General features: G+C 63.0%; 9 protein-coding genes. 3 read left to right on the forward strand and 6 right to left on the reverse strand.

What is annotated here, in order from left to right; all coding sequences use genetic code 11:
• From A3E77_RS01255 to A3E77_RS01265, 3 genes are all read left to right on the forward strand, one after another.
• The coding region (locus A3E77_RS01255) for an NAD-dependent epimerase/dehydratase family protein (protein ID WP_293643088.1) at positions 1 to 614 on the forward strand (614 nt) is incomplete at its 5' end.
• A complete protein-coding gene (locus A3E77_RS01260) occupies positions 611 to 2,221 on the forward strand; it encodes a serine hydrolase domain-containing protein (RefSeq protein ID WP_293643089.1) in 1,611 nt (536 codons plus the stop codon). The genes A3E77_RS01255 and A3E77_RS01260, both read left to right, overlap by 4 nt.
• A gap of 32 nt (positions 2,222 to 2,253) precedes the next feature.
• A complete protein-coding gene (locus A3E77_RS01265; protein WP_293643090.1) occupies positions 2,254 to 3,543 on the forward strand; it encodes an erythromycin esterase family protein in 1,290 nt (429 codons plus the stop codon).
• Positions 3,544 to 3,689: 146 nt separating this feature from the next.
• Here A3E77_RS01265 and A3E77_RS01270 read toward each other — a convergent pair whose 3' ends face one another.
• The 6 genes from A3E77_RS01270 to A3E77_RS01295 form a co-directional block, all read right to left on the reverse strand.
• A complete protein-coding gene (locus A3E77_RS01270; protein ID WP_293643091.1) occupies positions 3,690 to 3,992 on the reverse strand; it encodes a helix-turn-helix transcriptional regulator in 303 nt (100 codons plus the stop codon).
• Positions 3,993 to 4,277: 285 nt separating this feature from the next.
• Positions 4,278 to 5,924, reverse strand: a complete 1,647-nt coding sequence (locus A3E77_RS01275; protein WP_293643092.1) for an N-acyl-D-amino-acid deacylase family protein — start codon at positions 5,922 to 5,924, stop codon at positions 4,278 to 4,280.
• Entirely contained in the window at positions 5,921 to 7,324 is a 1,404-nt protein-coding gene (locus tag A3E77_RS01280; RefSeq protein WP_293643093.1) for a serine hydrolase domain-containing protein, read from the reverse strand. Before A3E77_RS01280 ends, A3E77_RS01275 begins: the two co-directional genes overlap by 4 nt.
• Positions 7,325 to 7,392: 68 nt before the next feature.
• The gene (locus A3E77_RS01285) at positions 7,393 to 10,155 is read right to left on the reverse strand and encodes a TonB-dependent receptor domain-containing protein (protein ID WP_293643094.1); all 2,763 of its coding nucleotides are present in this window, start codon (positions 10,153 to 10,155) and stop codon (positions 7,393 to 7,395) included.
• A 1,252-nt stretch (positions 10,156 to 11,407) separates the two neighbouring features.
• Entirely contained in the window at positions 11,408 to 12,658 is a 1,251-nt protein-coding gene (locus A3E77_RS01290) for a tyrosine-type recombinase/integrase (protein ID WP_293643095.1), read from the reverse strand.
• Positions 12,659 to 12,883: 225 nt separating this feature from the next.
• Positions 12,884 to 14,020, reverse strand: a complete 1,137-nt coding sequence (locus A3E77_RS01295; protein ID WP_293643096.1) for a sensor histidine kinase — start codon at positions 14,018 to 14,020, stop codon at positions 12,884 to 12,886.
• Positions 14,021 to 14,065: the final 45 nt, after the last annotated feature.

Genomic DNA, 14,065 nt, shown 5'->3' on the forward strand with positions numbered 1-14,065 from the left:
CAACAGGACGACGACGGAGCGGCAAGCGGCTGCTTACCGTCGGCACCGATTGCGCGCTGGGCAAGAAATATACCGCCCTCGCGATTGCCGATGCCTTCCGTGCGCGCGGGGTCGATGCCGATTTCCGGGCGACCGGACAGACGGGCATCATGATTGCGGGGCGGGGTATCCCGGTCGACTCGGTTGTCAGCGATTTCGTCGCGGGCGCCGCCGAGATGCTGAGCCCCGACGCCGATCCCGTGCACTGGGATGTGATCGAGGGGCAGGGCTCTCTCTTCCATCCTTCCTACGCCGGGGTGTCGCTCGGACTGCTTCACGGCTCGCAACCCGATGTCCTTGTCCTCTGCCACGCGCATGGCCGAGACCGGATCGTCGGCCTGCCCGATTATCCGCTGCCGTCGATCGGTCGCGCGATCGAGGTGACGGTGCAGCAGGCGCAACTCACCAACGCGCATGTCCGCTGCGCCGGCGTATCGCTCAACACAGCCGGGCTGACCGGCGAGGACTCCGAGCGGGCGATTTCCGATCTGGCGCGCGAATGGGGCGTCCCGGTCGCCGACCCGATGCGCGGTGGACCCGCCTTCGAACGACTGGTTGAGGCGTGTCTCGCATGATCCGCCTGCTCCTCCTGTCCGCCTTTGCGGTCGGCTTTTCTGCGACCGCGGCGGCACAGGAGAGCGACGATGCCCGACGCGATGCCACGCTCGCCGACATCCGGGCGATGGTCGAGGGGGCCGAGGGTGATACCGCGCTCGTCGTCGCGGTGACCGACCGCGACCGGATGCTGATGGTCGCATCGCACGGTCTTGCCGACGTCGACCGCCGGATACCCGCGGCACCCGATACGCGCTTCGCGATCGGATCGATCTCGAAATCCTTCACCGCGGTCGCATTGATGCAGATGGCCGACGACGGCCGCTTCGATCCCGACGCGCCGATAGCGCGTTACCTGCCCGATTTCCGGGTGCGCAGTGATTTTGCCCCCATCACCGGCGGCGCGCTGATGTCGCACACGTCGGGACTGCCCAATTATTTGGCGCATGTTGCGTCGATGCGATTCCTCGTGACCGCGCTCCAGGATTTCGAGCCACGCTACGCCCCCGGCGCGCATTTCTGGTATTCCAACTCGGGCTATCAACTGCTCGGCTATGCGGCCGAAGCGGTCGATAAGGCGCCTTTCCCGTTGATCCTCCAGCGTCGCATCCTGGACCCGCTGGGCATGGCGTCGACCGCGCCGCAGATCGACGACCGGCTGCGGCGAAAGATGGCGACGAGCTATGCGCGTGCGCCCAACGGCGACCTCGTCGTGGCGCCGTGGTTCGAGCATCTCGCCGCCGACGGGGCGATCGTGTCGACCGCGCCCGACATGACCGCCTATGCCCGGATGCTGCTCACACGCGGCAATTCTCCGCAGAGGCGGATCCTCTCCGAACGGGCTTTCGCCCGGCTCATCACGCCGGTCCGCGACGATTATGGCTTTGGCTTCGACATTGGCGAGCGCGGCCAGATGCTGTTTCACACCGGCTCGATCATGGGCTTTCAGGCCTATTTCGCCGTCCATCTTCAGCAGGGCCTCGGCATTGTCATCCTCGGCAACGGACCTGCCGACCGGACGCTGCGTGAACGCATCGTCGCGCGACTGTTCAATATCGCCCCGCACCAGCTGCCTGATCTCCAGTGGCGCGGGACGGAAGGTTTTGCGGGTCGCTTCGTCGGGCGGGGCGGGAGAGCGCTGCTATTCCGTCGCGGTCCGTCGGGCGATTTGCTGGTCGATGACGGCGGCGGCACGCTGATGCTTGCGCGGATCGCCCGCGAGGCTTGGGGTGCGCATCTGACCCCCGCCGGACCGCGCGCTTTTCTTTTCTTCCGCGACGCGAGCGGCGCGGTCTCGGAGGTCGTCGAAGGCGATGCGACTTATGCCCGCGAGAATGCGGCCCTGTCCGCCGACCCACCGACAGGCTACCGCCCGCTTGTCGGGCGCTATGCCGCGCATGGCGAAGAGGGACCGAGCGTCCGTATCTATGCACGCGGCGCGCAGCTCACCATGTCCTATGCCGACTCCAGCCTCGCCATGCCGCTCGTCGAGGATGGTCCCGGCCGCTTCCGTTTCGAAACGCCGATCTACGCGCCCGAGTGGCTGCAGTTCGATACGGTTGTCGAGGGCAAGGCGGAGCGGCTCGTCCTGAACGGGGTGCCATTGTACCGCATCGATCTGCCATGAGGTTCGGGTGGCGGATCGGAGCAGCCCTTGCGATGCTGTTCAATGCGATACCCGCCACGGCCGCGACGCCGGCCGAGGATGCTTTCGTCGCATGGGCGCGTACCCACGCAATCGACCTGCCGGTCTGTTCATCGATCCTTTCAGGTGCAGACTATTCCAATCTGGCCAAAAGGATTGGCAGCGCGCGCATTGTCGCACTCGGGGAGCCGGTGCATGGCGCGCACGAGCCGCTCGCCTTCCGGAACTGCCTCTTTCGTTACCTCGTCGAGAAACAGGGTTTCACCGCAATCGCGCTGGAATCCGGCCTTCATGAATCGCGCCGCCTCCACGATTATGCTGCCGGTGGACGGGGCGACGTGCGCGACGTCGCGCGGCGTGGCTTCACCTGGGGCTTCTGGCGTTATCCCGAGAATATCGAGCTGCTCGAATGGATCCGCGCCTATAATCTGGACCCGCAGCACACGCGCAAGGTCGCCGTCTATGGCATCGATGTGAGCGGCGGTGACGCCGACGGGGCGTGGGCGCGCGCGCGGATCACGCTCGACGATGGGCTCGCCTATCTGGCGCGCGCCGCGCCAGCCCAATCGGCGCGCGTTCGCAAGGATATCGCCCCCTTTCTCGGTCACTTCTCGGCGCCGGCTTACCGCGCGCTGTCAGGCAAGGAGCGTACAGCGCTGCGCCGCTCGCTCGTCCGCGTCCTCGAAATCTTCGATTCAAATCGGGCGGTTCTGCTCGCTGCGTCCTCGCGAAAAGATTTCGATTGGGCCAGGCAAAACATCGTTGCGGCACAGCAGCTTCAAGTCCTCTTTGAGGTGTCCGAGACCCCCGATCCTGGGGGCCGACTGTTGCCCGGCGAATATCGCGCCGATGCGGCGCGCGAGGCTGCCATGGCTGACAATGCCATGTGGGCACTACACCGCGAAGGGCCTGAGGGTCGGATACTGCTTTTTGCGCATAACGGTCATATAATGAACGTGCGCACGCGCGGCGGGATATGGTCAGTCTATGCCAAGCCCCCTGCCGCAATGGGATTCCACTTGCGGCGCGCGCTTGGCCGTGATCTCCTGATCATTGCTGCCAGCTCGCCGACCCGTGGCGAAGGCGCGGGCGGCCCGGGTGAGATTGACACGGCATTGGCGCGCGTTGGCCGAGAGCATTTCCTCGTCGATATCCATTCGGCCACGGGTCTGCCAGCCCAGTGGCTGTCGCGTGAGAAGCATCTGAGCGCCAATTATACGACTGAAAGTCTCGTCTGCCCACGGCAGGCATTCGACCTGTTGATCTTCTTCGATCGGCTGACTCGGTCGCAGAAGGATCGTTGAAGCATGCCTAGCTCATGCTCCCGCCCGCCCCGTCGCGTATGTCGGCTTTGAGATGCTCGCCTCCTGAAAGCGGACAGGCTGTAAACGGCCAGAACACGCGGCCTCGCTCGTCTAACCGCCATTGAGCCCCGGATCAGGATTGCCTTCTATCGGTGTAATGGACTTCCGAGCATCGCTGCCAGTTCCACCTCACGACCGACGCCAAATTTGGCGAAGACCGATTTGATCTGCGCGCGCACCGTTCCGAGACTTGCGTCGCGGCCGACGGCGATGCTGTCGCGACTCTCACCGGCGGCGAGGCGCAAAGCGACATCGGCTCCGGCGGCGGGGAGGCTGTAGAGTTGCTGCAGGATGGATGCCGACGCGCCGTGCCAGTTCGCGCTCGTCCGCGCGATCACCAGAGCGCGCGGGCGAAAGTTGAAATTCCACGCCGCGCGCGGTGCGGGCATATGTCGAGCACTAGCGGGAGCGCGCCGGACTGAGCCACCACGACCGTTCGCGTCGGATGTGGCGGCGCTCCTATAACTCGTTGCAGGGCTTTGCTTACCGTGCTCGCGGCGTTCGGTGACAGCAGGTCGAGCCGCCTCTCAATTAAACGAAGCCGACCGTCCTTGAGCAAGGCTTCCGCTGCACCGGACATCGCGGAATGCGCACAGGAGGTCACCTCTCCGGTCACCATGCGGCCGTAGTTCCTCAGACGCGGCTGGCAACCGCCGAAGCGGCCGCCGCCACGATTAAGAGCAGCTTCCAGCAGGCGGCACGTGCTTGAGCCCGCGACCCGCGGCAGCGCCCGTTGGAGTGCCCCGCTCGACGGCCACGACGCCGTTGACCAGCAGAGCCTGGACGCCGAGCGTCAGCATCTCGGGGTTCACATAGTCGGCCTTGGGCCGGTAGCTCTTTGGGTCGAACACGACGACATCGGCGAAATAGCCGTTGCGCAGGTGGCCGCGGCGGTCGAGCTTGAACGTGTCTGCGGTCTGGCCGCTGCTGCTGTTGATGAACTCGGCGATCGAGATCGTCTTTTCTTCCAGAACGTATTTCGCGTACTTCCTCGGGAAGGTGGCGTACATCCTCGGGTGGCCGTGGGACCCATCGGAGCTCGTCATGACCCAAGACTGCTTCATCAGCAACTTGATGTCTTTCTCGGCCATGTTGAACGACACGACGGAGGTGCCGCGCTCGGATTCGCGGATGATGCGCAGTGCGGCATCGATCGGCTCGAAATTCCATTCTCGAGCGACCTCGTCGAGGCGCTTGCCCGTCCAGGGCTGATTGGGGGCGGTCAGCAGCAAAGAATTCGCCCCGCCGCGGCGGCGCAGATTGTCGCGCATCTCGGCCTTGATCATTTCGAGGGCCGCGGGATCGTCGAGGCGCTTGAGCATCGGCGCGCGGCCGCCGTCGACGGCCCAACGCGGCAGCAGCGAGGCTTCGAGGCCGGAGCCGGAGGCTTCCCACGGATATTGATCGGCAGTGACTTGGAGCCCTCCGGCTCGTGCATTCTCGATCGTGGCGATCAATTCGGGCCCCTTGCCGTGCACGTCGACGCCGAGTGCCTTGAAGTGCGCGAAGTGGACCGGCATGCCCGCGGCACGGCCGATTTCGATGCCTTCCTTGGTCGAGTCCACCACGCCGATCGTGTATGAGGATTCATCGCGCTGGTGGCTGTCGTAGATCCCGCCGCGAATGGCCGCTTCCCGCGCGATCGCGATGACTTCGTTCGTCTTAGAGAAACTCTGCGGCGCGTAGAAGAGGCCGGTGGAGAAGCCCAGCGCGCCTTGGCACATGCCGTCGGCGACGACGCGCTTCATCCTGTCCAGTTCTGGCCCTGTAGGAGCTCGGTCCGCGTCGCCGATGACGGCGCGACGGACCGCACCGAAGCCGACATAAGCGGCGACGTTGACGCCGAACTTGTTCCGGTCGATGCCGTCGAACAATCCGGCGATGTCGACCTTGCCGCCGGGCTGGCCGTGGCCGTCGACGCCGGTGAAGATTGTCGTCACGCCCTGCATCATCCACGGCAGGTTGAGGCGGGTGGTTGCTTCGGTGCCGGTCAGGAAGGTGTCGGCATGGGTGTGCGGATCGATGAAGCCCGGCGCGACGACCAGGCCGCGCGCGTCGATCACCTTCGCACCCTTATACGGGTTCTTTGCGGCGGCGCCGACATAGACGATTTTATCGCCCGAGATTGCGAGGTCGCCGATTACGGGCGTCTGGGACGAACCATCGTAAATGGTGCCGCCCTGGATCACCAAGTCGGCGTTTCGCACAGCTTGGGCCTGCGTCGGCTGCGCTGCGGCGAGCGACATCATTGCCGCGCCCAAGCCGAGGGCGCTCGCCATCGTCGCGCCGCGGTCGCGGGAGGTGGTGGAGGAAAGAGTCATTGTGAGTTCTCCCCGATGTCTTTTGATCTGTCGGCGCGGCGGAAACGGAGCGCGTGGACCCGGGAGGATTTGATCGTGAAGCCCTGACCGTCCTCGTCGAAGATCAACCGCGTGCCGAGCCCGCCGAACGAGCCGTCTGGATTGCGCTTCAGGGTGAGCGGCTCACCCGGCGCGCGGGCGTAGGGCGACGTGACCACGGCCTTCAGCTCATCGCCGACGATGCTGACGTCGTAGGTCGCCTGGAGCTCATCCGAGAGATAGCGGTCATCAAGGGCCGGCTTTGCAGCAGCGGACGCATCCGCGGCCGTCAGGATGTCGCCCTCGATCACTTCGATGATCTCGTCGGCCTTATCCTGAGACACCCAGTCGCCGCGGTTGCAGAACACGGCTACGCCGAGCTTCCGCTCGGGGAGGCGGGCGTACATGTTCTTGAACGCTTCGGCGCCACCGCCGTGCTGGACGAAATACTGGCCGTTGCGGCTGCCGATCATCAGGCCGCCGCCATAGACGAGCCCCGTCCGCTCCTCGAGGGCGGGCTCACCGTTGGTGAAGGTGCCGGGCGTCGTCATGATCTTCGCGACCGCTGGCGTCCAGACCTTGTGGCCGACCTCAATGTCGCGGTCGAAACGGGCGAGATCGTTGATGGTGACCATGAGCCCGCCGGAGCCGCTGAAGGTCGGATAGGTATCGCGAATCTCGAACCCCTCGCCCACCGGGACGTAGCCGTGGGCGATGTTAGTCCCGCCGGGCTTGGCGTCGTTCATGAAGAAGCTGCGCTTCATTCCGAGCGGCCGAAGGATGGCCTTCTTGGCGTAGTCCGCGAACGGCATGCCGGAGACTCGCTCGACGATTTCGGCGAGGAGCAGATAGCCGCCGTTCGAGTAGGTGTAGGCGATTCCGGGCGTGAAGTTGGTGCTCTTCTGCGCGAACAACAGTTTGAGCGCGGTGGCCTTGTCGGTATCGGCTGCGCTGTCGATTCCGGCGAGGCGGATCAGCTCGAGCGAATCGCGGATGCCGGCGGTGTGCAGCATGAGCATCCGAACGGTGACCGGAACTTCATATTCAGGGAGTTCCGGGAGGTACTTGCGGACATCGTCGTCGAGCGACAGCTTTTTCTGCTCGATCAGCTTGGCCGCGGCGAGCGCGGTAAACTGCTTCGAGACCGAAGCCGCATAAAAGAGAGTGTCGCCATCGAGCGGTTTGCCCTTCTCTATGTCGCCGGAGCCGGCCGCAGTGACGAAGAGAGTCTTCCCTCCGCGAAAAGCGCCGGCCGCGCATCCGGGCGCAGCGAGGCCCTTAGGGTCGGATATGATTTCCCTTACCTTGGCGACGTCGATCGCCTGGGCGGGAGTCGCAACGAGCGTTGCGAGGAGAACGGAAATGATCTTGACCTTGGGCATCACTGCACTCCGAACGATTTTTTTATAAGGTGGGGCTGTGGCGCCATGCTGCACCACAGCCCCGAGGCTTAGTAGCGGAAGCGAACACCCGCGGTGTAGGTGCGGCCGACTACGTCGTAGAGCGAGCGCACCGTCGCGAAGCCACCCGTTCCAGTGATCGGTGGATCATTGTCGAGCAGATTTGAGATACCCGCGAAAAGGGAGACCTTCCGGTCACCGTCGTCGATGATCGCATATTGCGCCGACAGATCCACGTAGAGGCGGCCCGAGTGCTCGAGCACGTCGAGATCCTTGAAGGTGAAAGCGTTGTTGATGTTGCCGCCACCGACATAGCGACCGGTGAGGCTGAGCGTCGTCGGCCCAGCTTCGTAAGTCGCATTGGCGTTGGCGCGCCAGTGCGGCGTGCCGCCGAGGCTGGCGATGGTCGGCTGGTCAGTGGAGCCGGCCAGCTCGGTGACGGTCCGACCGTCATCCAGCGTCATCTTGCCGACATACGTCACGAGCGTACGCAGCGACAGATCGCCGGATGCCACCGGCATGCGGTAGGCAATTTCGATGTCCACGCCCCGCGTATGGACCGCCTGCAGGTTCTGCGGCGAGGATTCCACCTGGGCGATCCGCCCATCCGCTCCGCGGGTGATCAGGCCGCACAGCTGTGGCTGATCACGATAGCAGCGATCGACGATCGACGAAGCGGAGAGCGCAAGGATCGCATCCTTCAGCTTGATGTCGTAATAGTCGATCGAGACCCGGAGGTTCGGCACGAAAGCAGGGCTCAGCACGACGCCTGCGGTGAGCGTGTCTGCTTTCTCCGGTTGCAAGCTGACGTTGCCGCGGGTGAGGGTCTGGACGCTGTACGACTGGTTGATCACCGGGTCGAACGGGCTGAACTGCGCAGTCGTCGCTCCCGAGAAGAGTTCTGCCATGCTGGGCGCCCGGATGTCGCGCGAGCGTGTCGCCCGGAAGCGGATGTCGTCGTTGACCTCCCAAGTGCCGCCGACCTTCCAGGTCGTGACCGTTCCCGAGGTGCTGTAGTCGGTCAGGCGGCCGGCGACGTTGAGCTCGAGCGAGTCCGCCCAGCTCTGGTCAGCAGCGAGGGGAACGACGAGTTCGCCGAACGCTTCCTTGACGGTGACTTTGCCCTTCCACGGTACGGTGTTGCCGGTCGAGAAGGAGCCCGCCGCCGAGAGCGGATCCGAAGTCACGTCCGCCGTCTCGTGGCGCCACTCTGCGCCCATGGCGAGCGAAACCGGCCCGGCCCAGGTCGAGAAGGGCTCGCCGCGAAGCGTGACCGCCGCCGCATCCTGCGTAAGGTCCCACACGCGCCAGGTTTCGCCAGTCACATAATCGATCGCCTCGGGTGAGGGTGCTCCGTCACCGAACAGATTGATCGGCACGCAGCCCGCTGCGCGCGCGGCAAGGTTGCGGCAGACGGCGGCGCCGGTCACCGGATCCGTGACAGCATCCACTGCGAAAAGGTAATTGGCATTGATACGCGCGTTGGAGCCGCGGTGACGGTTCTTGGTCTGGCCGCGGGTATAATAAGCGTCCCAGCTCCAGCCGCCACCGAACTCACCCTCGAGGCCGCCGACAAAGCGGGTGGTCTCGGAGCGGATGTGGTTCATGCCCCGGCCGTAATCGCGGCTGTACCGGCCCATCGTGAAACGATCGATGCCGGCATCCACCATGGCACCGCGAACCGATTCCTGAAGGAACGGGTTTTCGATGCTGATGGCGATTGCGTTATCGGTGCGGGTAAGGCCGGGGTGATCGGTCTTGGACTGCGCCCAAGAGGCCTCGGCGTAGGCCGTGATCGAATCGGTGGCCTCGAACGAGAGGCGGCCGTAGGCGCTGCGGCGCTTCAGCGGCACTTCGAGAACAAGGTCGCGGGATCCGGAGGCTCCGTCGCCGCCAACCATACCGGTTGCAGTGCGGAGGCTTCCGTAGCGGAACGGAATCAGCGTGCCGTCCGGAGCGAAATGATAACCAGCCAGCGGGCCGGAGTTGATGACGCCGCCGTACGAGAGGTTGGCGGAGCGCGCGTCGGCGACGAGGAGGTTGCGAGGCTCCTGGTTGGTCGAGGTGTAGGCGGGATTCGCGATGATGCCCCAGCCTTGGTCGCCCCAGTCGCGGTCGCCCTGGCGCGCGATGCCGCTATTCTGCGCGATTTCGCCGGCGAGCAGCAGCTTGCCGCGACCATCGGCAAAGCCACGGCCGTAGGCAATGGAAGCGAGATAGTTGCGGTGGTCGTTATGGTCTGTGATGCCGGCCTGAACGCTGCCCTTGAAGCCTTCGAGCTTGTGGTCGAACTTGAAGTTGACGACGCCGGCAACGGCATCGGAACCCCACGCCGCGGAGGCGCCGCCGGTGACGATGTCGATGCTGCCGATCAGCGCCTGCGGGATGGCGTTGATGTCGACCGGACCCTGGATCTGGGCCGGAACGAAACGCTTGCCATCGACTAGCACGAGCGTGCGGTTAAAGCCGAGGCCGCGCAGATCGAGATAGTTGCCGCCGGCATATTGCGAGTTGTTGGTCGAGCTCGAGGGAGTCAGCGAGGGGCGGACCGCCGGCATCTGATTGACGACATCGGCCAGGTTCGGCGCTGCTACCTTCTCGAATTCCTCGGTACCCAGAACGGTGGTCGGGGTGGGTGCGCTGAAACCCGAACGGGCGACACGGGAGCCCGTAACGATGATGTCCTCGCCCTGTGCCTCATCTGCGTCGGCCGCGGCGGCGGTCTGCGCAAACGCCGGCGTTGTTCCCAGCAGGCTCGCGGTCGCGAGCAGCGCCAGTTTGAAGCCAGCGTGCGTTACTTTTTGTTCGGTCATTCGGTACTCCTCTTGCTCTCTCCGTCTAACCGCAGGTGCACCCAGGATGCGCCCGCGGCCTTTTGCTTCCCGCTCCGCCAATCGGCACAACGTGATTGTGAAACAGTCCCACAGACTGATCGGAATGCCGGCGCGCTCGGCGCGTCGGCTAATCTGGATGTATTTGAAACCGCATTCAAAGACCGCACAAGCGATTACAGTTGGCCGTTCTATAACTTTGGTGCATATTAGGAGGTGCAGCGCGGCGGTCGCAGAACGGCAGCGCGAGCGGGGTAAACGCCACCGGTGAGTATGATGCGAAGACTGAGTTGCGGGCTGTCATGACTGACGGCACTGATGCTCGGAAACATCCGGCCCCGGCCTCCTGGCGCTAATCGATGCTCCCGTCAGCGCGGCGGACTGAACCGCGCCGGGACTGCCGGAGGCCATTTGGTTTAAGCTACGCAGCCATGGCGACCTCGTCCAGCATGGCACGGTCGGCTGCGGCTACATCGCTTGTACCGATGGCGGCTCTGGCCGAGCCGGTGCAAGCGCTGCGCGATAGCATGGCCAACGTCGGCGCCGAAGGCCGCGCCCGACAATAGCTTCGTGACCACATCCATCTTGATTTATTGGCTTATGATGACTGGCTGGGCTCGGGCCACGCTGCGCCAAGGCGGGTCTGGTGGACTGCGCGCGGCGCCTCTGACGCTCGTCGGGGTTTACACTCGGCTCCACCGCGTGATCGGTGATAGCTTGACCTATCTCAAGTATGCCGTCTGACAATCTTTGGGTGCGTTTGAGCCGCCTTCTCAAACCCGGATTCCGAGAAAAGCTTTCGGCTTACATCCGTCTGACTTTTGCGCCGGACTCTATTTATGATCGGTCTATTTCAGGGGGAGCATGTTCCCGACCGGTTCGCACCAGTTTTTGCCGCTCCCTGTCCATGAAAGGCCGACTTTTGGGCGCAACGCAAACGTCGTCAAATGTCCTACTAGAGGCGCAAAACAGCCGTTCTTTGCCCTTAAAAGAGCTTTAGATGGTGATCTCCAGTGAGTTATAACAATGGTGTGCCCGTGAACGCGGGAACCCAGTGTGGAGTAAGCCGACGCACGCCCTGGGTCCCGCTTTCGCGGGGATGATGAAAAAGAAAAGAACGCGGCGACCGCTACCGGTCACGTGCTGTCACTCTCGCTCCACGGGCTGCGAACGTCCGCTTCTCTATGTTCGCCGCCTAGAAGCCGCCGGTCCGCGATCGGCCAATTATGGTCATTTACGACGCGTCAGCCAGTTCAACTGGCCGAGGTTCGCGGGCATCGTGAACTATTCTCGCTACGTGCCGACCCCACGTGTTCAACGCTTCGCGCTTTTCGTCCGCATACTCATAGCGCTGATACGTGCCCGCGACTCCCGCCTTTCGCCGGTTCTGTACGGCCTCGATCCACTCGCTAGAAACGCGAAGGCGTTGCAGACCCGTTGCAACCGATCGCCGTAGGTCGTGAAATCGCCACGCGGTGACGGGCGCCGCGTCATCTTCAACAAGGTCACGTACCTGCTCATCCAATTTGCGTTTGCACCGCGAGAAGCCGGATACGCGCGATTTTCCGCCATCGGTCGTCAAGACAAAGCCTTTTCGTGGCCAAGATGCGCTTCCTGCCAGGGCGTCCAGTTCGGCGATGACTTGTTTAGACAGGGGAATAAGGTGCTCTTTGCCATTCTTTGCCCGGGCCGAAGGCAGTATCCACTCTGCCCGGGCTCGATCCAGTTCTTGCCACTCCAGCCCGGCGACCTCGTCGCGGCGCTGGCCGGTAAGAAGCAGCAGCCGGACGAGCCCGCAAAATATCGCTCCGAGTTCCTCGCTAGCGGTCCAGACCAGCTTCAATTCGTGATCGTTTAACACGCGATCCCGGCTCGGAGCGGCGGCGGGTACCTCGAAGCCTTCGAGAGGATTACGGTCAATAATGCCACGGCCTTTGGCCCACCGCATCATCCTGCGAGCAACGGCGAAAACATTCCGTCGCAGCGCGGGACTGTGCGTCGAAAGGCCATCGAGGACCGAAAAAATCTCGCTACCCTGGATAGCGGGTAACGGACGCTTGCCTAATTTGGGGCGGAGATAGATTCTCAGGGTCGATTTGAAGAATTCGCGAGTCTTTTCGCGCAAGCCTTCAAGGCCCTTTTCTTCGAACCGATCAGCGACCGCGCTAAACGTCAGTTCGCTCGCGACGTAATGCCTGCGCCGTTTTTCTTCAGCGGGGTCGATGCCCTGCGCAATGAGGACAAGGAGGCGGTTGGCTTCTCTTCGAGCCAGCTCTGGCGTCCATCCGCTTCCATGCTGGCCAATCTTGTATCTCCTGGTTGGCGTCGTTCGCCCACCCATTCGATATTGAAGAACGTAAATCCGCCGACCCTCGGGCGTTACCTTGACGCCGAACCCCTTACATTCTGTGTCCCATAGGAAGGTGTCTCGTGGGCCTTTCGACAGCGAGTCGACACTCGTCTTTGCGATCTTTCCAACAGTCATAGCAATCACACCGCAATCACCACAAAGAAAGCTGTGGCGAAAACGAGAATACGAGTTCGTAGCTTAAATACCAGATAAAATTACATATTTCGTAGAAACGGACACGGTTGGATACCGCGGCGAACCGCGGCCCTCCCATTTCCTAATCTGGGGGCCACAGGTTCGAATCCTGTCGGGTGCACCACTTCGGAACAATGCTGGGCACCGCGCCCGGCTCTTCGGTCGCTATGCGGGTTCGGTGATGCGGGTTTCGCGGAGCTGGCGGATGGTTCGTTTGATGGGAAGGCGGATTTCGGATCTAAACCCTTCGTTCAACTGCGTTGTCATCAATTCGGCGTCGGGGCCATACATCGTTCCTAGCCGCTCACGCGTATTGGCAAGGCCGATACCAAAACCCGATGTCTTTGGCGCCGCGCGCCGCTGCGCGGCGTGATCGTCGACCGTCAGTATCAGGTCGCCGTTCCTCTCGCGCGCCGCAATGGTCAGGGTCATATTCCCGATCGCGCTGTTGAACCCATGCTTCATTGCGTTTTCTACCAGCGGCTGGAGGATGAAACTGGGGACCACCGCATTTCCAAGATCGTCCGGGCACGTCACATCGATGCTGAGCCGATCGCCAAATCGGACCCGTTCGACGTTCAGATAGGCGCGCACCAGCGCAATCTCGTCAAGCAGCGGTTGTTCCGCACCATCCGAGCGCTCCAGCGAAAAGCGCAGAAAGTCGGCCAGGTTATCCGCCATCTCTGATGCTCGCGGGCCGTCGTCGGTGAGGGCGAGTGTGGAAATGGCGCTGAGCGAATTGACCATGAAGTGGGGGTCGAGCTGCAGGCGCAGCATCTTGAGTTCGGCCTGCGTACGACGCGTTTCTGCCAAAGCCAGATCCCGCTCGGTCTGGCTCAGCGCGATTTCCCGTGCTTTTGATTGCTGGGCAACCACCGACAGCCAGAGCAACGCAGCGTTGCAGGCGTAAAGCGCGAAATAAACGACCCATGTGATCCCCAGATATTTCAGGTCGGTCTGCGGCATGGCGTGATCCGGGAATATCTGTGCAAAAAGCGCGTGCGTGCCATAGTCGGCAGCCGTCTGTAGTATCGATGCGACCAGGATGGCGGCCATGACGCCCGCCAAAGCGATGACCGCGCGCCTTTCCTGCAAAAGGCGGATCGGTCCATAGAGCAGTGTCGCAATTCCTGCGGCCGTGCTGACCGTGACGGGTACCGTCAGATACGCGCTTATCGTGTTCATCTGACCAACGAAGATTGCCCCGATGGTGACGACGGTGCTTGATGCGAGCCACAGGACTATCGAAAGTTGAAATGTCAGCCGCAGCTCGGGAGATTGCTGCCGGTTCCACATGAACATCTGTTTCGTCCTCCGTAATCGGGTTCGCCGGGCCATATCGCCTTC

Source organism: Sphingopyxis sp. RIFCSPHIGHO2_12_FULL_65_19, assembly GCF_001830555.1.
In the GTDB taxonomy this organism is placed as follows: domain Bacteria; phylum Pseudomonadota; class Alphaproteobacteria; order Sphingomonadales; family Sphingomonadaceae; genus Sphingopyxis.

Coding starts and splice junctions, on each gene's coding strand:
- A3E77_RS01260 (WP_293643089.1), top strand. CDS start 611: ATGATCCGCCTGCTCCTCCTGTCCGCCTTTGCGGTCGGCTTTTCTGCG.
- A3E77_RS01265 (WP_293643090.1), top strand. CDS start 2,254: ATGCTGTTCAATGCGATACCCGCCACGGCCGCGACGCCGGCCGAGGAT.
- A3E77_RS01270 (WP_293643091.1), bottom strand. CDS start 3,992: ATGCCCGCACCGCGCGCGGCGTGGAATTTCAACTTTCGCCCGCGCGCT.
- A3E77_RS01275 (WP_293643092.1), bottom strand. CDS start 5,924: ATGACTCTTTCCTCCACCACCTCCCGCGACCGCGGCGCGACGATGGCG.
- A3E77_RS01280 (WP_293643093.1), bottom strand. CDS start 7,324: ATGCCCAAGGTCAAGATCATTTCCGTTCTCCTCGCAACGCTCGTTGCG.
- A3E77_RS01285 (WP_293643094.1), bottom strand. CDS start 10,155: ATGACCGAACAAAAAGTAACGCACGCTGGCTTCAAACTGGCGCTGCTC.
- A3E77_RS01290 (WP_293643095.1), bottom strand. CDS start 12,658: ATGACTGTTGGAAAGATCGCAAAGACGAGTGTCGACTCGCTGTCGAAA.
- A3E77_RS01295 (WP_293643096.1), bottom strand. CDS start 14,020: ATGTTCATGTGGAACCGGCAGCAATCTCCCGAGCTGCGGCTGACATTT.